At 58.8% G+C, this 24,443-nt stretch carries 1 protein-coding gene; it reads left to right on the top strand.

What is annotated here, in order from left to right:
- Positions 1 to 123: 123 nt before the first annotated feature.
- Positions 124 to 24,417 carry a Calx-beta domain-containing protein gene (locus EGT74_RS17370; RefSeq protein ID WP_123847841.1) on the top strand — a complete coding sequence of 8,098 codons (24,294 nt, stop codon included), beginning with the start codon at positions 124 to 126 and terminating at the stop codon, positions 24,415 to 24,417.
- Positions 24,418 to 24,443 lie beyond the last annotated feature (26 nt).

Here is a 24,443-nt window from a genome sequence, read left to right as displayed (position 1 = left end):
GTACTAATTCTATAAGTCACCGCCCCGCCTTCACCTAATTTAGCGGTTGCATAACACCAAAGAGCCTAAAAAAGGGACCCGTAACCCCTTTTAACCATATACCGTTTTCATAACCAGTACCCTATGAGGAATTTTACAAGCCTTTCCCGGTTGCGTCTTCGCGCGTTTTCCAGGTTTTTGTTCGTCATGATTTGTTTGTTGCCGGCCGCTTATGCCCAGGCCGCCCAGTTCCCGGTTACCAATACCAACGATGCCGGGTCGGGGTCGCTCAGGCAGGCAATCCTCGACGTGAACGCGGCCGGGGCAGGCCCGCATAGTATCGTGTTTAACGTGCATGGTACGATCAACCTGGCCACCACGCTGCCGGCCATTACGGCATCGCGGCTCACCATCGACGGGCAGAACAAGGTGATCATCAACGCCAACAACGGGGCGGCCCTGTTTTTCTTCACCATCAACTCCAATGCTGTTACGGTGAAGAACTTCGAGCTGCTCAATACCCGGGGAACGCCGGTGGTCATCGGCGCCAACACGGAAGACGTGACCATCGAAGGGCTGAAAGTCAGTACCGCGGGTACGGCGGCTGATTTACTGAATAACGTGGTATTGGTAAACGGGGCTTCCCGCCGCCTGACGATCCGGAACATCGTTTCGGAAACGGGGATGGAAATTGCAGGAGGATCCACTAATGGCCGCGCATTTGCGTTTGCCGCCGGCAGGCATGCTTCGTTGACGATGGAAAACATCAAAATCGTCGGGCGCAACTCCAGCGGCGCGGCTACGGGGTCGATGTTTATGCAATTCTTCGGCTCGGCTTCACTGGATACCGCGCTTATCAAGGATGTACAAATGGAAGCCCTGGCTTACGGGATCCTCATGCAGGGCACCATGAAGAATGCAACATTCGACAACGTACATTTCGAATACTGGACTAACGGTACGGAATACGCATTCCGTGCGGCAATGGCCGTAGAGAATATAAAAATTCTGAACAGCTATTTTAATGTGGCTGCACCGGCGGTAGCCGGCAATCCTGAAGCGGACTTCGGGATTGATTTTAATGGTACGGTTAAAAACCTCACGATCCATAATACAAAGGTTATACAGGGTGGTTATTACTGTCTCCGCCTTACCGCCATCGCTGAAAACGTCACCATCACGGCCTCGGAATTTACCAATGCCAACCTGGCACATAATGGCGCTGCATTCGGCATTCGTCTTGTCAACGCGGTGACTGGCCTGGTGATGGACGATGTGCTCGTTGGCGGCGACCCGCTGGATAAAGTGAACCACGCCATTTATTTTGACGGCCTGGTAACGAATGGCAACTTCAAGAACATAAAAGTATCGAACGCGCTCAATGGGGGGATGATTTGGGCAGGAGGAATTTCCAATACCGTGATAGATGGCGTCAAGATTACCAATGTAGGGGAAGGCTTCAACTTCACCGGGCAAGTCAGTACCCTGGAGCTGAAAAATTCGTCGGTCAGCGGCGCCGGCGGTACGGCAGGCAGCGATGCCGTTGAGTTTTACGGCACCTTTGCCAGAACGAACGTTAAACTCACAGATAACCTTTTTGAAACGAGCGCACGTGCCGGCGTCGTGATCACCATGACGCATGCCACCCAGCAGATCGAGATGACCGGGAATACTATCAGGAACAACGCCAGCTATGGCGTCTGGTTGCATGCCGGCACCAATGCCGCGAGAAATGTGAGCATCACGGGGAACAACAAAATTTATGGGAACGGTGGCTCGGGTGTTTATTTCAATACCAATGAAAACTCCCAGGGCACCGTCATTACGGACAACAGTATATATAATAATACCGGCGGCGGCATTTCAATAGGTGCCGCGGCCAATGGTAACTATAAAGGAGTAAACCGCCCCGTGGTGGTTTCTTCCGTTTCTGCCGGCGGCGGTAATTATAATGTGGGTATCACCGTTCCGGTGATTGCCACGGATGCGGCAGGCAGCACCTATACGGTCCAGCTTTATGCGAATGAGGCGGGCACTTCACCCTACAGCGGCCGCCAGCTGGTAGCCACATACACAGGCGTAGCGGCCGGTACCGCCGTCCGCAGCGTCACCTACGGTGGTGGCCCCGGTGCATTCTGGTCTGCGACCATCACCTCCGCCAAAGGTACTTCCGAGTTCAGTGACCCGAAATCCATCAACATAATGGGGCCCGCAGGTGTGAATGCGGGCATCGCCGCGTGGTACCGGGGCGATCAGGGATTGACCGCAGGGCAGTGGAACGATATTTCCGGTAACGCCAAAAACCTTCCGAGGGTAGGCGCAGCGGGTGTAGACAGTGTCAACGGTGTGAACTTCAACCCCACGGCTACTTTCTCCGGCTCAGCGCAATACTTCGGTAAAGCCAACGCCGTAGACCCGGGCTCTTCCGTACTGGGCAACGGCAACATGAACAGGATTGCGGTATTCGGCGTGTCCGTTTCCACCGTAGTGAAGCCAGGGGCGCTGTTTAACCAGTACACGACCAACGGCTACTACGTTGGCGCGGCGCCCACCTGGACCACCACATCCGTGCTCTGGGACGCGCCGTATGGTTTCCGCGTCTACAACGCGCCATGGGGCGGTAACCTCGGGCAGGCCCATGCGTGGAGCTTTACCAAAACCACTACCAACATGAGCGTGTTCCGGGACCACAACACGGTGAAAAATCAGCCCGGCGCCTATAACTTTACCGGCAACGGCGGAAATTACGCGTCCAACATTGGTGTGTGGCACGGCTCCGATTATTTCGCAGGCCGCATCCCCGAAGTGATCGTATATAATGATATCTCCGCGCTCACCGATGTGGACCGCCTCAAAATCGAAAGCTACCTCGCCATTAAATACGGCATCACGCTCGATACCACCAACTACCTGGCCAGCGACGGATCCATTATTTTCGACAAAGCCGCCAATACCGGTTATGGAAGGCGCATCACGGCTCTTGGCAAGGATGACGTTTCCTGGCTCCACCAGAAGCAGTCTGCCAGCCAGGACACCGCGTTGATCACCATCGCACTGGGCACTTCCGTTATGACGGCCAACCGCCTGAACGCGAACGTGGTGACCAACGACAAGGCATTTTTCTTCTTCAGCGATAACGGCCGCAACCCGATTTTCAACCAGGCCATCAGCGCAGGGGGCGTAACGTCTACCAGCCGCATGGCCCGCGTATGGCGCGTGCAGAAAAACGCCGGCTGGGACAATACGCAGGATATTACCCTGCTGCTGGAGGGCGGTGGTGAAAACAACTACCTGCTCATCAGCACCGTAGCCGATTTCAGCACGGTGACCAAAGAAGTGCGCCTCAGCACCAGCGGCGCGGCTACCATTAAGGGCAGCGACATACCCGACGGCGCGTTCTTCTCCTACGGCCGCCTGCAGCGTTTCCCCGGTGGGGTAGGCACAGGCCTGGAAGCATGGACGAAGGCTGACCAGGGCGTTACCGCGATCGGTAACGATGCCCGGCAGTGGGTAGACCAGTCGCCCATAGGCAGGCTGTGGCTGCCGGCCCTCACGCCGGCACTGCCTTTACTGCAGTCCGCCATCAACTTTAATCCGGCGATCAGGTTCGATGGTAATAACTATTATAGTGTGGCGCGGTTTACCGAAGCTTACACGCAGGGTGAGATATTCTCGATACAATATTCCAACCTGCCGGCCACTGCTACCACGCCTACGTTCCCGTACGAATTCGGTGGAGATGCATCGACCCTTACCGCAACGCATTATCATTATAGTAACGGCCAGCAATACACCCACTTCGGTACCAATGCCCGCAGGAATTACTCCTTCGGAACGGTGAACATGCAGTTGCCTCACATTATGAATAACTGGAGCGCACCATCCAGCTGGGCAGTGAATTTCGACGGTCGGGAGGCACACCTGGCTACTACCTATCCCGTATCCTTTAACCGTGGGGCAGGGCTCAACAGTGCGATCGGGGCTGGCCACAACTCCATATTTAACGGGGGCATCGCGGAAGTGATCCTTTACAACAGGAGGATCACCGCTGCGGAACGAACTCGCGTAAACAGCTACCTGGCACTGAAGTATGGCCTCACGCTTACCAACAACGTTGGTGCGGCCGTGGATTACGTGGCCAGCAACGGTACGACCAACATGTGGACGGCCGCCGACAACACCGGCTTCGTACAACGCATCACCGGTCTTGGCCGCGACGATAACGGTACCCTGCACCAGAAACAAAGCCGCTCGCAACTCACCGGCGCGCTGGTGTCGATTGCACTGGGTAATACCATTGCCACCTCCAACCTCACCAACACCAATAATATCGCCAACGACCTGTCGTTCCTCGCATTCGGCGACAACAACGGCGCTACAACTTATACCACGCGCGTAACCGGCATCGCCGGCATCACCATGCGTATGCCGAGAGCGTTTAAAGTGGATAAAACCAACTGGGCCGACACCGATGTAACCCTGCAGTTCGAGGGCGGCGACGACAAAACGCTCCTGATCCTCAGCGCCGACAATGTATTCGGCGCAGGAGATGCCATCTATCCGCTGAACGCAGCCGGCCAGGTGACCATCAACAGCAGCCTGCTGGCCGACGGCGCTTATTTCTCTTTCGGCGAGAACCTCAGGGGCCCCGGCGCTGTAGCCAACGGGGTGAAACTCTGGCTCCGTTCCGATAAAGACGTCACCGCAGCCGGTGGTAACGCCACGGCGTGGAGAGACTTCTCCGGGCAGGACAATCACACCAGCGGCGTAGCCGGCACCATCGAATACCTTTCCGGTACCCTGAACTTCAACCCCGCGCTGAAGTTCACCGACATGACGAAAGACGCTTTCAACGGTACCGATCTGAAAATGGCCAACAGCACCAGCTTCGCCATGTTCTTCGCACTCGAGCCGCTGAATAACACCAATGCTACCGACATTTTCGTGATCGGAGAAACCGGCAACCAGGGCCGCGTGGAATATTCAACTGCCATTGCCGGCGGCGGATACCAGCTTGTCGGAGCCACAGCGGGCCTCACCGCAGGGAACGCTTCCACCAATAAACCGCATATCGCCGCTTTCGTGGGGAATGCCGGTACCGGTACCGGTTACCTCAACGGTCTGGCCGGTACAGCCCAAACCCCGGGTTCCATCGGTGCGGCCACAGGCGTGTACAACGTGGGCGACGTGGTGGATAATGGTGACGGAACGGGCATGCACCTCGGAGAGGTGGTGATCTATTCCAAAGCGCCTACCGCTGCGGAAATCCAGCGTATCAATTCATATCTCGCACTCAAATACGGCGTGACCCTCAACCAGGCTACGCCCACCAACTACGTAGGCAGCGACGGCACTACCCTCATGTGGACGGCCGCTTCCAACACCGGTTATAACGTGCGCATCACCGGCATCGGCCGCGATGACGCGTCCGAGTTACACCAGAAACAGTCCCGCTCCGTGAACGCCGGTTCGATTGTGACCATTGCGATGGGCAGCACCGTGCAGGCAGACAACGCGGCGAACACCAATAGTATCGCAAACGATCTTTCATTCTTCACATTCGCAGATAACAACGGCGCTGCCGTGTACCGCACCGCCATCGTAGGCGGCGCCGGCATGGCATCGCACATGAGCCGCATTTTCAAGGTGGAAAAATCCGCCGGATGGGCCGATGCCAACATCACCCTGAAACTGAATAACGGGAACGACGATGTTTATCTCCTGCTGCACAACAGCGCCAACTTCACCACTGGTACGCCGGTATGGAAACAGCTCAACGCCGATGGCACCGTGACCCTGAGCAGCAGCGAAATGGCGAACGGTTCTTACTTCACCTTCGCACGTTACGTACGTGGCCCGAACAGTGTGAAGGACAATATCACCTTCTGGCTCCGCGCCGATGATATGGCTTCCGGCGCTGCCGAGTGGTACGATTACAGCGGGCTGGGCAATGATGCCAGCCAGGCGGTAACGGCCAGCCAGACCATCACGGATGCGCGCGGCATCAACTTCAACTATGCATTTAAGTTTGATGGTACGGACGATTTCCTCGACATCAATACCACCCGGATCGACCCCGCCAACGCCACTATCCTGGCGGTAGCGAGGGGAACGAACTTTACTGCTCCCCGTGAATTGATCGGCTCCGGTGCGGTGGCTGGTAACCAGGGCATGGAGTTCCGGATACTGTCTCCCGGCCAGATGCAGTACCTTGAAAACGCAGCGGCGGTACAGGCCGTGACCTCTACCACTGTTGCCGTGGAGAACAGGCCCTATATTTTCGGCGTTTCACAAACCAATTTGACCAATGGCGTCAGGATATATGGCAATAACAAACTGGAGGTACAGGGTACTGTTACGCTGAATCCTGCAACGACCAATCTTGTATCGATCGGTTCAAGGACCACTGCCGCACGCGGCTTGTACTGGATGGGCGATATGGCGGAAGTGATTGCCTACAACCGTGTACTGACCGATGTGGAGCGCCAGCAGGTATCATCTTATCTCGCCCTGAAATACGGTCTTACATTGGATCAGACCACGCCTACCAATTACCTCGCTTCCGACGGCAGCACGTATTGGACGGCCGGCCCGACCTACAAAAACCGCATCACCGGCATCGGCCGCGACGATGAGACCGCACTCAATACGAAACAGTCCCTGAGCGCAGATACCGGCTTTGTAACCATCTCATTGGGCAACACCATCGCCATCACCAACGAACAGAACAGCAACACCATCACCAACGATAAATCATTCTTCGTATTCGCCGACAATGGCTTATCCGCTACTTCCTACGGCGTCAACGTGAATGGCGCGAACCTGACACGCCGCATGGCCAGAGTTTGGCAGGTGGATAAAACCAATTGGGCCGATCAGCCTGTTACCTTAAAAGCTGGTGCAGTGGGTACTGCGGTGTACATGCTCATCAGCGCCGATCCGACATTTGCAACAATCGACCAGGAATTGCCGCTGAACGCGGACAAGTCCATCACGCTGAACAGCAGCCTGCTGCCGGACGGTATTTACTTCACTTTCGGCGCACCGGCGAAATACCCCGGCGGTGTGAACAGCGGCAACCTGATGTGGCTGCGCGCGGACCTCGGTACTTCCGCATCTGCGGACAATGATCTGATAGGCACCTGGAACGATTACAGCCCCAACGGCAACGCGGTATCGCAGGCAACTGCGGCCGGCAAACCATTGTATTTAAATAATGCCGCCAACAACCTCAACTTTAACCCGGTTGTGAAATTCAATGGCTCGGCCAATATCATGACAGGGGCTTCCTTCCTGAAAAACGCCACTTATAATGGTGCGGCGGCTTTCCTGGTGAGCAACCAGGCTACCGCCAATTCAACGGTGGTATTTACGGAGCCCGGCGCCAGCAATGCGCTGCCTACGCAGTTTACGCTGCATGCCACCTGGTCAGATAATAATGTGTACTGGGACGCACCTTACGCCAACCGTATTACCTATTCCAGCGGTGGCGTTAATGGTCAGACCCTGCTCTGGACCACTACCAGCGACATTACCCTTGCAGCCGCACGGCAGGCCATTTTCAGAAACGGTGCAAGTGTGCTGACAGGCAATAACACGAATCCGGTAGCGGGCGGCAACTATCCCTTCCAGCTGGGCGGGAACGCCGGCGTATTCTATAACGGCCGCATGGGGGAACTGATTGTATATGCAGGGCCGTTAACCGCCGCGCAGCAACAACGGGTAAATAGTTACCTCGCTATTAAATATGGTATTACGCTGAACAACGGCGCTACCAACTATGTCGCCACCGATGGTACCACCACGGTTTGGACGACAGACGCGACCTATAAGAATAACATCGCAGGTATCGGCCGCGACGATGCGGAAGACCTGGTGCAGAAACAAAGCCGTAGTGTGAACACCGGCGTTCAACTGGCCATTGGCCTGGGCGAACTGGCTGAAACGAACACGGCGAACGCCAATGCTTTCGGCGCGGATAAAACATATATGGTATGGGGCGACGATGGCGCCAGCAGTCTGTTTAAAACCCCCATCGCCGGCAACCCCGCTGTGAACTACCGCATGACGCGGGTTTGGAAAGCGCAGGAAACCGGTACCGTTGGCGCGGTTCAGATTGCGGTGCCCTTCAATGCGCTGCCCAATGCCAAAGCAACATACCTCGTGGTGAGTAACGATGCCGTCTTTGATGGAACGGACCAGTTCCTGCCGGTGAGCGAAATTACCCTCAACAATTTGAAGCATTATGCCGCCACGGTAGACCTGACCAACGGGCAATACTTCAGCTTCGCATCGTCCATAAAAGTACCGGGTGGCGTAGGAGGGACCACCCTGTGGCTGCGCGGAGATGAGGGCACATCCGTCACTACTGATGGTGAAAAAATCGACACCTGGACCGACTATACCAACGAACTGAACAACATGAGTCAGTCGGTAGTGGGTGACCAACCCTCGTATGTCAACAATGCGGCAGAAAACATCAACTACAACCCGGTTGTGAAATTCCCGGGTGTGGCCACTAACGCACTCACCGGCGCTTCTATCCTGAAGAACGGTACCTATTCGGGGGCCGGCGTATTCTTTGTCGGCAACCAGGGTGCAGTGAAGGCCAGCCATATTTTCGGTGAAGCGACAAGCGGCGGCGGCAGTTCGGCTTTCGCCCTGCACGCCACCTATAGCGACAACATCGTTTACTGGGATGCGCCAAGGGTCGCTAACCGGATCACCTACACGCCTCCGGGCGGTATCGATAACCAGACCCTGCTTTGGTCGGCCACCAGCAATATAGCATTGCCGTCGAACAGGCAGGTGCTCAGCAGGAACGGTACCAGTGTTGCTACCGGCAACTTTACCGCCACCTATACCGGAATCAATTCCACCTTCAACCTGGGTGCGGCCTCGCAGGCCCGCTTCGGTGAGCTGATCATCTATACCGCTCCGCTGAACCCCACGGAGCAACAGCGGGTGAATACATACCTGGCACTGAAATACGGTATCACCCTGAACAGCGGTGCTACCGATTACCTCGCTACCGACGGCACCACCAAAGTATGGGATGCCGCCGCCAACGCGACATACAAAAACAATATTGCGGGTATCGGCCGCGACGATGTGGAAGGCCTCGATCAGAAACAATCACGCAGCGTTAATGCTGGTCTGCAGGTGGCTATAGGCCTCAACACGCTGGCCGAAACGAATCTTTCCAATAGCAATGCCTTCGCCGCCGACCGGACTTACCTGGTTTGGGGCGACGACAACGCCAGCACGGCCTTCAATACGCCTATTGTCGGCAATCCTTCCATGAACTACCGCATGCAGCGTGTGTGGAGGGCCCAGAAAACCGGTACCGTGAACGATGTGCAGATAGCGGTGCCGAAAAGCGCGGTGGTGGGTAACATCACCGGCCTGCACCTGCTCGTGGACAACAGCAACACATTCGGCGCGCCGCAGGCCCATCCTGTTTCAGAGATCACCCTGAACGGACAGGACTATTACGCAGTGACCACTACACTCAACGACGGACAATATTTCACGTTTGCGGCATTCGTAGCCGCACCCGGCGGTGTGATCGGCAGCTCCCTCTGGGTGAAAGCCGACGCCGGGGTGCAGGCGGATGGCGCTAACCAGGTGGAACAATGGAACGACCAGAGCGGCAGCGGCATCGTGACCACTGAACTGCGCGCGGCAAGCCTGACGCACACCGACCCGATTGTGGCTTCGTCCGGCATCCTGAAAGTACCGGGCGCGATGAACTTCAACCCCGCTATCGACTTCAGCGGAGCAACGACCAAATCCCTCAAAGGAAATACCAATATCGACTGGGATGCGAGCACCGTGTCCATATTCTCTACCAACGTGGTGGAAGGCCCGCTGGCCGGTGGTTTCGCCGGTATCTTCTCCGGGCTTGCCAACTGGACGGTGGATGGTGGAACAGGTGCTGCCGGTGTTGGCCTGAATGCCAACGGGACCTCATACTCGCTGGATGGCAGCGGCTGTTTCGGCGGTGTAGCGACGTCGTCGAATACCGTGCCCAGGTTGACCCGTGGCGTATATACCACGGTGGGCAACCCGCTTGGCGGCACCATTTCAATCAACGGCAGAACAGAGCTCACGGCCACTACCTGTCCCACATCGGCCACTTCGCTTTTCGAAGTAGGGGGCCGCACCGCGGGCGGAGCATCATTCGACGCCCGTGTGTTCAACGGTAAAATACCGGAAGTGATCGTTTACAAATCACTCCTCAACCCGACGCAGACCCGACAGGTAGAGTCCTACCTCGGCATCAAATACGGTATCACCATCGACCAGACCACACCGCAGGACTATCTCGCCACAGACGGTACTACCAAAGTGTGGGACGCCGCCGTTAACGGCATTTATAAAACGAACATCGCCGGTATCGGTCGCGATGATGCTACCGCACTCGTGCAGAAACAATCCCGCAGCATCAACGCCGGCTCCATCCTCACGGTGGGCCTCGGTAACATTGCGGTGGATAATATTACCAATACCAATTCTTTCCCCGCGGATAAGAGCTATATGATGTGGTCCGCCAACGCGGGCGCGGTAACTGCCAACAACGCAGACCTGCCCGGTTGTATCAGGGAACGCATCACCCGCGAATGGAAAGTGCAGCTGTCCAATTTCGATAACGCGGTACAGCCTGTAGACCTCGAATTCGACCTCACCGGCATCACCCGCACGGGTACTGCGCTGGAGCATTACGCCCTGCTGGTCGACAAAACCGGCTCCGGCAACTTTGCCGGCCTGTCACCGGCCAATTATATCCTCATCCCCGCTACCGAGCTGGATGTGGACAAAGTACGGTTCGACAACGTGAGCGGCCTCACCAACGGCGCCGTGTTCACGCTCGTAACCCGCAACCTGGTATCGCCGCAGGCGTTACTGGTACCGGATGGCGCTGATGCCACTCCGACCGGTACGTGTCTCGATGCCGACGGCATGCTCTACTTCAGGGATCCCGCAGACCAGGATAAATACATCGCTGCCATCGACCCGAACGGAAATACCGTGAACCCGGCAGACTTCACCGCATACATTGCCGTGAACAGGGACATGAATACCCAGCTGGGTAAAGCAGGTGGCACCGATTACGGTACCCAGCTCATGCGCCGCATGCTGCAGATCTCTTACACCGGCACCCCGCTCACTGTGAACGGCGGCGTGAAAGTGCGTTTCTTCTGGAACGACGCAGAGAAAACGGCGGCCGAGAATTTCCTCGCCAACGACCGTGGCGTAACCGCCCCGCAGACCTGGAAATGGTTCAAACATGCCGGTAATGTGAACGCTGTAATCGCTGATCTCACTGAAACCGGCCTCAACAACATGACCGAAATTTCACCCGACGCCAACGGCGAAGTGAACGGCGTGAAATACGTGGAGTTCGGTAATATCCAGAGCTTCTCCACTTTCGGTGGTATCACTTCCGCCACCGGCGTTATCAGCGTGCTGAAAAACACCGACGGCAACGAAACCGGCCCCGTGAACGGCCAGTACCGAATCAAACTCCCGGGAACATTGGCTGCCTCGGAAAACATCACCGTACAATACCAGATCAGCGGCACGGCTGCTAACGTAAATGATTACACGATCACCGGCCTGAATGCAGGTACCCTTACCGGTACCGCCATCATCCCTGCCGGTAGCAACGGCGTGGACGTAAATGTGGCCGTGATCGACGACAAGGTGATCGAGCTGTCTGAAACCGTGAAAATGACGCTCACGGCTGCCAGCGGCGCTTCCGCGTACAGCCTGCATACCACTGAATTTGAAGCGACGGTGAACATTGCGGACAACGACAATACACCCGCCAATAACGTAGTGGCGGTAACCGCTACCGTCAATCCGGCCAAGGAAGACGGTCCGGTGCACGGCCAGTATACTTTCAGCCTGCCCACCGGGTACACCAGCGCGGAAGACATTACCGTGAGCTTCAACCTCGGTGCGGGAACAGCGGCCTACGGCACCGATTACCAGCTGGCGGGTTACACCGCCGGTACGAATACCGGTACCATCGTGATCCCCGCCGGTCAGAACAGCGTGACCCTGGAGGTGACCGTACAGACGGACGACCTGCTGGAAGCGAACGAAACCGTTATCCTCAACCAGACCGCAGCGGTATCCACCAGCTTCACTTTCACGAACGCTGCCCCGGCATCCGCTACCGTGACGATCGAAGACAACAACCCGGTGGAAGCCCGTTACCTGACCATCACCAAAGTGCGGGACGGTTATGAGAATGCACCGGGCCTGGGCCTGCCGCAGAAAGCCGCTTACAAAGTGAGCCTGCCTGCAGGGGTGCGCTCTTCAGAGAACATTGTTATCAATTATACCATCAACGCCGCCGGCACAGCCGCGAACGGCGCCGACTACACCTACCCGGCAACAGGCACCGTTACCATACCCAGTGGTCAGCGTGAGGCGGAATTCGAGATCGATGTCATCAACGACAACGTGATCGAAACCGACGAAACCATCGTGATAGACCTGGGAGATGGTAACGGCGGCCTGTACCCGGCACACCCGCTCGATCCGGCGCAACGGACCACCACGCTCACCATCTTCGACGATGAGCGCATCGACCCGGCTAAAACACAGGTGACCATCACGGCTACCGATAATGCCGCCGCCGAGCCCGGTACCGTACCGGCCACGCACGACGGCAGCTATACCATCAGCCTGCCCGGCAGCACTACCGCCGCAACGGATATCACCGTTACCTTCGGGGTGAACGGCGTGGCAGTGCGCGGCACTGATTATGAGCTCCGCGATGCCACCAACACCGTGATCGGCGGTACCACCATTACCATTCCTGCCGGCCAGACCAGCATACAGGTTACGCTGCGTGTACTGGACGACCAGATCATAGAAGGAGACGAAACCGCCACCATGGCGCTGAGCGGCGCAACCGCCACCGGCCTGCCGCTGACGGCCGTTTCCACACCCGCAGCAGTGACCATTGCCGACGACGATAACACCGCCGCCAAACAGGTGCTGGCCATCGCCGCTACGCAGCACGCAGCAGAACCGTCTACCCACGGTTATTTCACCATCAGCCTGCCTGCCAGCGTAACTGCAGCCCGTGATATCAACGTCACCTATACGTTCGACGGTGCAGGTTCTACCGCCACACCCGGCAACGACTTCGCCGCGCTTTCCGGCACGGCTGTGATCAAAGCCGGTGATAACGGTGTGCGTGTATACGTGAATGTGATCAACAACTACGTGATCGACGGTACCCGTACCGTGAAAGTGGATGTGAATGCCGGCAACGACGGTGTATACAATTATACCGCCGCCACCGCGCCGGACAACACGGCCACGGTGAACATTACCGACGAAGATTATACCGCCAACTCCAACGTGCTGCTGCTCACCCGCGTATCCGACGCGGTGGAAGGCGGCGCGCTCGGCCAGTTCGAGATTTCCCTGCCCCCGGGCGTTACCAGCTCCACGCCGATCACCGTGACTTATGCGCTCACGGGCAGCACCGCTGTGGAAGGTACCGGCGCGGGTCTGGACTATGAATTCGTAAATGCACCGCACCTGAATAAAGTAACGAAAACCATCACCATCCCGGCCGGCCAGACGTCTGTGATCATTGAAGTAGCCGCGGTGAACGACGGTGTGGTAGAGCCTACGGAGATCGTGAAGCTCAACCTCTCCAACGCCGTAAATGGTGCCGGTGCGCCGTTTACGCTCAGCCCTGCAGACGCTACCGTGAACGTGCTCGACGTGAACTCCGCCGACCCGAGCAACGTGCTGATCATCGAAAAATTACAGGACGGCCGCGAACCGGGCACTGTAGTGGCCGATCACGGCCGCTTCCGCGTGCGCGTCGCTTCCGGCAACACCTTCCTGGAACCGACGGAAGTATCCATCACCATCGGTGGTACCGCGGCACAGGGGAACGACTATCAGATCATCGGTACCGTAACCATCCCTGCCGGCCAGAGCCAGGTGGATACATACATCCCCGTGTTCAACGATTACATCCTGGAAGCCACCGAAACCATTCATATCACCTTGTTGGGCGGTAACCGCATCAACGGCGCAAGCACCATTTACGTGCCTGCCGATGCCGCCAACGACGAGATCACCATTAATATCGAAGATGAAGACGTAACGAATGCGGCCAACCGTGTACTGGAAGCAGTACGCGTGAGCGACGGCGCGGAACCTGGCACCAACGGCCTCTTTGAGCTCCGTCTGCCCGAATACGCGGCCGGTCAGCGATATACTTCATCCATCCCGCTGAGCATCAACTTCACCATTGGCGGTACCGCCACCGAAGGCACCGACTACAGCAATATCGGCACCACGTTCACGCTCCCTGCCAACCAGGGCAGCACCATCGTAACTGCAGCCGTGCAGGACGATAACGTGCTCGAAGGAACCGAAACCGTAACGCTGACGCTGGCGCCCGTTGCCGCTACCGGCACTTACGGCGGCACCAGCTATAATTTCACCGCAGCCACCGCCCCGGGCAACGCAGCCACACTGGATATTACAGACAGTGAGGCCAACGCCCAGATCAGCGCGATCGGCTCCGGCAATGCACAGGAAAACGGCACGAACGGCTACGTGCGCTTCGGCCTCGTAAACCCGGTTGCGACAGCCGGTAACAATGTGACCGTGTCCTTCACCGTGCTCGGCACCGGAACGGCGCTGCCTTCCGACTATGCTGTCGACTTCGGCGCACTCACCGGCACTTACAACCCTGCCACCGGCGCAGGCACCATACAGATACCGGCCGGCCAGACACAGGTGGATCTGCCCATCAGGGCTGTGACAGACGACCTGGTGGAAGGAGAGGAGTCCCTCTTCATCCGCCTCGACGGCGCCACCGCTGTACTGCCTGCCGGCACGCAGAACCTGACCATTCAGGGTGCTGCGCAACGCACGGTATTTATCCAGGACGATCCGGGTTATACCCTCACCGTAGCAGCCACGAACCAGGCGAACGCCAGTGAACCGGCCACCCCGGGCGCGTTCCGCGTACAGTTGGGCGGCGGCCTGAGAGCCGGCAGAGCTCTCACCGTAACGTACACGGTACAATCCGGCAGCACCGCATTTGCCGGTGTGGACTACACTGCCCTGAGCGGTACTGTGGTGATACCGGAGAACAGCGGGTTTGCGGACATCGCCGTACCTGTCATCAATGATCAGATCATCGAAGGTGTCGAAAACGTGATCATCCGCCTGCAAAGCGCAACGGCCGGCACAGTAGTGTTTACCGTGAACAACACGCTCGACGTGTCGCTCAACATTGCGGACGATGACGACGCCAACAAGGAACTGACCGCAGCCGTGCAACGCCAGGCGGCCGAGCCGGGCGGTGGTACCAACGACGGTATCTTCCGCATCAGCCTGCCCACCGGTCTCACCGCGGCAGGAGACGTCACCGTGACTTACGTGCTGGATGCCGGTACTGCTACATACGGTACCGATCTCACCATCGCGGGTTATACCCAGGGCACCAATACGGGCACTGCCGTGATCACAGCCGGCCAGACGCATGTGGATGTGCCGGTGGTTATCATCAATGATTACGCCATTGAAGGCAACGAAAGTGTGGTGCTCCGCGTAACCGGCGGTACATCCGCAGTAGTAGGGGCCTTCGTACCGGGCACGACCGCATCTGCGAACATGACCGTGGCGGACGACGACAACAAGCCGGAGAACCGCGTAGTGAGCGTGCTGAAGATCGGCGCCGACGGTAACGAAACCGGCCCCGTGAACGGCGTATTCCGCTTCAAACTGCCGGGTACCGTGGGTGGCGCAGACCTCGTGCTTACCAACGAACCTGTAACGATTAACTATATCATATCCGGCACAGCCGTGCCGGGTGCGGACGCTTCCGCTACTACCCGCGACTATGTGCAGCTGAGCGGCCAGGCCATTATTCCGGCCGGTGCAGGGTATGTGGATGTGCCCGTGAACGTGATCGACAATACCGTGATCGACGGCAGCCGCAGTGTGACCGTAACCATCAACAACGGCGTGATCAGCGCACCGGTGGCTACCTTCACGGCGCATGCCACTGAAAATACCGCCACCTTCAATATCGCGGACAACGACAATGTAGCGGCCAACTTCGTACTGGCGCTGACGGCGCAGGAGCCCGACGCACAGGAAGGCCCCGCACCGGTGAACGGCGTGTTCAGGCTCAGCCTGCCCAACGGCGTAACCGCTACCCGCGATCTGAACGTCACTTATTCACTCGCCGGTAAAGCGGTGAATGGTACGGATTATCAATCCATCAGCACCTTCACTGTCACCATCCCGGCCGGCCAGTCGTTCGCGGACGTGAACATCGTGCCGGTAGACAACAGCATCATCGACGGCGACCGCAGTGTGGTGATAACCGCCGGCGCCGTAACGGTAACGGGCGGTAATCCTTACGGCGGCACCTTCTCTGTGAGCCCGCTGAATGCCACCCTCACCATTCACGACGACGACGGCACCGCCGCCAACCGCACCCTCACCATCACGGCTACCCTGCCCGATGCGCAGGAAGGCGCCGTGCCCGTGAACGGCCAGTTCACCATCAGCCTGCCGAACAGCATCACCGTGGCTGAGGACCTCACCGTACACCTGTCGCTCACCGGCAGCGTGGCCGTAAACGGTACCGACTACACGACGATTCCGCTGACGGTCACCATCCCGGCCGGTCAGTCAGGGGCCAATGTGAACATAACGCCCATCAACAACCAGCTGATCGACGGCGACAGGAGCGTGGTGATGACGATCTCCGGCATCGACCTGCCTGCGGGCAGCACCCTGGGCGCCTTTACATCCGTTGCGCCCGGCAACCAGGCTACGTTGACCATTCACGACGATGATGCGGCCAATATGAAACTGCGCGTGACCGCCAGCCAGGCCAATGCCACCGAACCTGCCACCAACGGCGAGTTCACCGTGAGCCTGCCCGCCGGCGTAACCGCTGTGCAGCCCATCACCGTACGGTACACCATCGCCGGCTCCGCTGCGCCCGGCGCAGATGCGACCGCGACAGACAAAGACTACATCCAGTTAACCGGTACTGTGACCATCCCGGCCGGCTCGTCCAGCCAGGTGATCCCGGTAACTGTGATAGATAATAATATCATCGACGGCAACCGGACGGTCGACATCTCCATCACCGGAGGGGAAGCCACGATAAACGGACAGGTCGTGGCCATTGGGGTGGACGCTGCTGCGCAGGATGCCACTGTTCAGATTGCCGACGATGATGCCGCCAAAGCATCCCTGTCGATCGCCGCTACCCAGGCCAGTGCCAGTGAACCGTCTACCAACGGCGCCTTCACCATCAGCCTGCCGGCCGGTATGACCTCGAAGGAAGATGTTACCGTGGCATACACCATCGCCGGTACCGCAGCCAACGGTACAGACTACGTGACGCTGACAGGCACCGCCGTTATCACGGCAGGGAACCCGTCTGTGCAGGTAGCGGTAGGAGTGATCAATAACACCATCATCGACGGTACCCGCACCGTGGTACTCACCCTCACCGGCGGCACCACCGCCACGGTAGGCAGCATTGGCGTGAATGCCGGTGCAGCTACCGGCCAGGTGAACATTGCCGATGATGATGCCGCCCTTACGCAGCTCTCTGTAGCCGCTACCGTGGCCAATGCGAGCGAACCGGCTATCGACGGGCTGTTTACCATCAGCCTGCCGGCCGGCACCATCGCCACCGAGCCCATCACCGTTACCTACACCATGAGCGGCACCGCCGTGAACGGTACGGCTTACGAAACACTCTCCGGCAGCGTGGTGATTCCCGCAGGCGCGCCTTCGGTTACCGTTCCCATTGATGTGAAAGACAACAGCATCATCGACGGTACGCGCACGGCCATCCTCACCCTCACCGGCGGTACAACGCCGACTGTTGGGTCTGTAGGCGTGAATGCCGCTGCTTCCACCGCACAGGTGAATATCGCAGACGACGACCTTGGCAACGCCAGGATAGAAGTGGTGCCTGCTAATGCCAACGCGGCAGAACCGGCCACCAACGGCTCGTTCACCATCCGCCTGGCCAATGGCCAAACCACCACCGCCGATATAGACGTGACCTATAACATCACCGGCACCGCCCTCCGTAATACGGATTATGCGCTGACTGACGCCGGCGGTACCGCCATCACGGGCAATACGGTACGCATCCCTGCCGGCAGCGGCGAGGTAACCGTAACCGTAGCGGTAACGGACGATTATATCATTGAAGCGATGGAAAACGTGCAGCTCACCCTGCAATCCGCCAGCATCACGGCCATGGGCAATGCCGCCGTACCCATCGGCGTACCCGCGGCAGCGACCGTGAACATCGCAGACAACGACAACGATGCGCAGTTCCGCGTATTGAAGGCGGAAGCCACCATCCCCAACGCTGCTGAAGCAGGGCCGGTACATGGTGAAATCACCTTCAGTTTTGCCGACGCCAACATCACCGCCGCCGAAGATGTGGAAATCACCTTCACCCTCAGCGGGACCGGTACGGAAGGCGTGGATTACCAGCCCATGCAGCGCACCGTTATCCTGAAAGCAGGCGACAAACGGGTAACCGTTCCCGTGAACGTGATCGACAACATGATCATCGACGGCAGCCGCACCGTGATAGCTACCGTAACCGGTGGAACATCCGGCCTGGGTGTGTTCGCCCCTGCGGCGGCGCCCGCCAACGCCGGCACGGTGACCATTGCTGACAACGACAACACCGCCGCCAACCTTAAACTGAGCATCATTAAAACGGCAGACGGTTCAGAGCCGGGCAATGCAGGTTCCTTCTTCGTGAAACTGCCCGACGGCTACACCGCCACCAACGACATCACCGTTCAATACAATATCGACGCCACCAGCACCGCGGCGGCAGGCACGGATTACCAGGCCATCACCGGCACGGTAGTGATCCCCGCCGGCAGACCGGGTGTAACGGTGCCCGTGAATGTATTGGACGACCAGATCATAGAACTGGCTGAAACCGTGGTGATGAACATCACCGGCGGCGCAGGCCTCGAAGCGGACGGCGTTACGACGGTCAACTTCACCGCCGATGTGGCGCAGGCCACGGTGAACATTGCGGACAACGACCTCACGGCCGGCACCAGCGTAGTACGGATCAGCAAAGTATCCGACGCGGTGGAAGGCGGCGCGAAAGGCCAGTACCGTATCGCCCTGCAGCCTGGCATCACCTCGTCGCAGGACATCAACGTGACCTTCGCGGTAAGCGGCACCGGGGTGCGCGCCACCGACTACCAGCTGGCGGCAGTGCCCGGCGGCGCTGTGATCAGCGGCACTACGGTAACCATCCCGGCCGGTGCGAACGAAATACTGATCAATGTGGATGCCACCGACGACGGTATTATCGAAGGTCAGGAACAGGCTGTGGTAACACTCACCAACGTTACTTCCGCATTGCCCTTCACCATCGACCCGGCACAGTCTGCCGCCACCGTGAACATCGTGGATGTAAACGCCGCAACCAGCGCTGCCCTCAGCATCACGAACGTGACCAACGCAGCAGAACCTGCCACCAACGGCCAGTTCCGCGTAAGCCTGCCGGCAGGCACCACCGCAGCCAGAGACATTACCGTGTCTTATGCGCTGAGCGGTATCGCCACCACCGGTGCGGATTACACCACCGGCACGGTAACCATCCCGGCCGGCGCGAATGGCGCAGACGTGGCGGTAACGGTGAAAGACGATTACATCATTGAAAGCACCGAAACAGTGATCATGCGTATACTGGGTGGTAACGGCCAGGACATCAGCGGCAACAACCTGCTGTTCCCTGCGCATACCGCCAACCATACCGCTACGATCAATATTACAGACAACGATAACACCGCCGCCAACCGCACGCTCGAAGCAGTGAAAGTAGCGGACGGCGCAGAGCCCGGCACCAACGGCCGCTTCGAGATCAGGCTGCCGGAAGCCGTACCGGGTACGCGCTACACCGTAGCCGAAAATATCAATGTGGTGTTTGCCGCCGCGGGTACCGCCACTTCAGCGGCCGACTACGACGCCATCGGTACCGGCATCGTATTGCCGGCCGGCAGCAGCGCCGTACAGGTAACGGTGCCGGTGAAGGACGATCAGATCCTCGAAGGCAACGAAACCGTAGTGCTCACCCTGTCTAACTCCACCGCTACCGGCGGTGACGTGTACACACCGGCAGGCAGTGCGGCAACCGTTACGATCGGGGACGACGACCTCACCCCGGCCAACCTGCAACTGGCCGCCACGGCTACGGCTGCGAACGCCGCTGAAACCGGGCCGGTGCACGGCGAGTTCACCATCAGCCTGCCTGCAGGGGTGACCATTGCAGCACCTGTGACCGTGCACTACACCATCAGCGGTACCGCCGCCACCACGCAGGATTACACTGCGCTCAGCGGCACGGTGACCATCCCGGCTAACGCCAACAGCGTAACGGTTCCGGTGACTGTTGTGGATAATACCATCATCGACGGTACCCGCACTGTGATCATGACCATCGGCAACGGTGCGGTGAACGTGGGCGGTACCGCATACAACCTCACCCAGGCAGGCACCCCCGCCACGGTGAGCATTGCAGACAACGACAACACCACGGCCAACCTGCAGCTGAGCGTTACCAAACAACAGGACGCGGCAGAACCGGCCACCGGCGGCACATTCGTGATCAGCCTGCCCGCAGGCGTCACCTCGGCCCGCCCGGTTACCGTGAACTTCACGATAGACAATACCGGCACCGCTACACCGGGTGCGGACTACACCGCCATCACCGTACCGGTGACCATCCCGGCTTACCAGCGCAGCGTGACCGTACCGGTGAACGTGCTTGACGATCAGATCATCGAAGCCGCTGAAACCGTGATACTGCACGTCAACAACGGCAGCGACGGTTTATTCAACTACGCAGCGGCTGCGGCCAATACCGCCACCGTGAATATCGCGGACGACGATGCCGGCGCCAATGCCCGTGTGGTATTGCTGACCAAAGTGTCTGACGCCATCGAAGGCGCAGCCCGCGGCCGATACAGGCTCGGCCTGCCCGCAGGGTTCACCAGCGCGGCCGACATCACCGTTACCTTCAACATGAGCGGTGCGGCCATCCGCAACACCACTACCGACTACCAGCTGATGCAGGGCACGGGCGTGATCGGCGGCAACACCGTTGTCATCCCCGCAGGTGCGAATGAAATATGGGTAGACGTGGAAGCATACAACGACGGCATCATTGAAGGACCGGAAGGCGCCGTGATGACGCTCACCGCAGCCACTTCATCCGTACCGTTCACCATCGACCCGGCCAGCGCATCCGCTACGGTGAACATCGTAGACGTGAACGCACCGGCAGATAACCCGGTAACCGTTACGGCGGTGACCGACGCGGCAGAACCTGCCACCAACGGCCGCTTCAGGGTAAGCCTGCCCGCAGGCGCCACCGCGGCCAATGACATCACCGTGATGTATAACCTGTCCGGCTCCGCCACCGCAGGCGTGGATTACCAGATCGGCAGCGTAGTGATACCCGCAGGAGCCAACGGGGTGGATGTAGACGTGACAGTAACCGACGATTATATCATCGAAGGCACCGAAAACCTGACCCTGCAGTTGCTCGGCGGTAACGGGAAGAACAGCATGAACGTTGATGTGTATTTCCCGCCTGCCACCACCGGCCATACCGCTTCCATCAACGTCGCGGACAACGATAACACCGTTGCAGCCCGCACGCTGGAAGTGATAAGGGTGAACGATGCAGCAGAACCCGCTACCAGCGGCCGCTTCGAGATCAGGCTGCCGGAAGCCGTACCGGGCACGCGTTATACCACTGCGCACGACATCAACGTGGTGTTCGCAACAGGCGGTACCGCTCTCACAGGTACGGACTACGATAACATGGGCACCGCCATCACATTGCCCGCCGGCAGCAGCCGCGTACTGGCTCCTGTAACCGTGAAAGACGACCGGATCATCGAAGGCAATGAAACCGTAACGCTCACCATCGACCCGGCCGCTTCCGCATCCGCAGCAGGCACGTTCACCGCAGGCGCTGCCAACATCGCCACGGTAACGATCGCAGACGACGATGCCACCGCGCTCAACCAGGTGCTGAACGTTACCGCTTCCATCCCGGATGCAGCAGAACCCGCGAAAGACGGGGCCTTCACCATCAGCCTGCCCGCCGGCGTAACGGCAGCAGTGCCCGTAACGGTGAATTACACCATCGGCGGTACGGCCAAACCCGGCGCAGACGCCAGTGCAGTCACCAGGGATTATGTGCAGCTGAGCGGCACCGTAGTGCTCCCGGCTAACAGCAACGCGGTGACCGTACCGGTAGACGTGATCGATAACATGATCATCGACGGCAGCCGCAGCGTGATACTGACGCTGACCAACGGCATGGCCACCGTCAACGGCGCAGCCGCAGGCTTCGCACCAGGCGCATCTTCCAATGCCACCGTGCTGATTGCCGATAACGACAACACCACTGCCAACATGACGCTGCAGATCAGGGCCACCGTCGCCAACGCGCACGAAACCGGCCCCGTGAACGGCGAGTATACCATCAGCCTGCCTGCGGGCATTACCGCTACTGAAGACATTACCGTAAGGTATGCCGTGAGTGGGACCGCCATCGCAGGTACAGACTACCAGGCCACGGGCACTACCGTTGTCATCCCCGCAGGCGCATCCGACGTGAAAGTGCCGCTGAGCGTGATCGACGACATCCTGGTAGACGGCAGCAGAACCGTGGTGCTTACACTGGTGAACGGCAGCACCGCCACGCTGGGCAGCTTCCAGCCGGCCGCCGCACCGGGCCACCAGGCCACCGTGAGCATCGCAGACAATGACTTCAAAGGATCCGTGACCTGGAAGAGCGTGCGCTACACCGGCACCGGCGCGAACGGCGCGGTGAAAGCAGGCGACCAGATCATCTATACCATTCACGTGCGCAACACGGGTAATGTGAAACTCGAACAGGTAACCGTTGCAGACGACGTGCCGCTGTTCACCACTTTCGTGAGTGCGCAGGATAACATCGCACCGGCCGGCCGCCGCCTCACCTGGACGATCACCGACATCGCCGCAGGCGCCACCGCCACCCGCAGCTTCACCGTAAGGGTGGCCAGCGACCTCACCGGCGCGAGCAACATCACCAACACGGCGCAGGTCGACGACGGCAGCGGCGGCGGTATGAAGCCCACCGTGCCGGAAGACCCGAACAACCCGGGCAACCCGCATCCGAACCCGGTTCCGGGCGCTCCGTCTACCAACATACCGGTGGATAACGGCGGCGACGGTTCCATCAGCTGGAAGAGCGTACGCTACACCGGCACCGGTACAGGCGGCGCGGTTCGCCCCGGCGACCAGATCGTGTACACCATCCATGTACGCAACAACGGCAACGTGAAACTGACCAACGTGAAAGTGGCCGACGCCGTACCGGCCGGTACCAACTTCGTGAGCATCGCCAACGGCGGCGTACATACGAACCGCAACCTGAGCTGGACGATTGCTGAACTGGCCATCGGCGCCACCCAGAGCGTAAGCTTCACCGCGGTGGTAGCCAGCGACCTGACCGGCATCACCAACATCGTGAACACGGCGCAGACAGACGGCGGCGGCGGTATGAAACCCACCGTGCCGGAGGACCCGAACAACCCGGGTAACCCGCTCCCGAACCCCGACCCGACCAAACCCGCTACCAGCGTACCGGTAGATGGCGGCGGCCCGAGAACGGTGAACTGGAAGAGCGCGGCTTACACGCCGGCAGGGGCGAACGGCACCGTACGCAGCGGCAGCCGCATCACTTACACCATGCACGTACGGAACCTCGGCAATGTGCCGGTGACCAACGTAGCGGTGAAAGACGTGATACCCACCGGCACCGAGTTCGTGAGCATCGATAACGGCGGCGTGCGGAACGGCGGAGACCTTTCGTGGAGCATCCCTGCCATACCGGTAGGCGCTACAGGCACTGTCAGCTTCACCGTAACGGTAGCGACCCAGCTCAACGGCATCACGGCCATTACCAACACCGCGATGGTCAACAACGGCAACGGGCAGGGCGACCAGCCCACCATCCCGGCCAGTCCGGACAATCCCAACGAGCCGCATCCTTCGCCGCAGGCAGGCGTACCGTCTACCAGCGTGCCGGTGGAAGTGAAAGACCTCAATTTCATCAACGTGATCACCCCCAACGGCGATGGCAAGAACGAAAGGTTCATCATCCAGGGACTGGAAAAATACCCGGGATCGAAAATCTTCATCTACAACCGCTGGGGCGGCATGGTATATCAGAGCAAAGATTACCGGAACGACTGGAACGGTTCAGGACTGAACGAAGGCACTTATTACTATATCCTGGAAGTGAGACGACCGGAAGGCAACAGCGTTCACAAAGGCTGGGTGGAAATATTGAGATAACAAACTGGCGCGATCGCCGGCGCTGC

Origin of the sequence: Chitinophaga lutea (assembly GCF_003813775.1) — a bacterium.
Classification (GTDB): domain Bacteria; phylum Bacteroidota; class Bacteroidia; order Chitinophagales; family Chitinophagaceae; genus Chitinophaga; species Chitinophaga lutea.
This window is presented reverse-complemented; position numbering and strand designations above follow the sequence as displayed.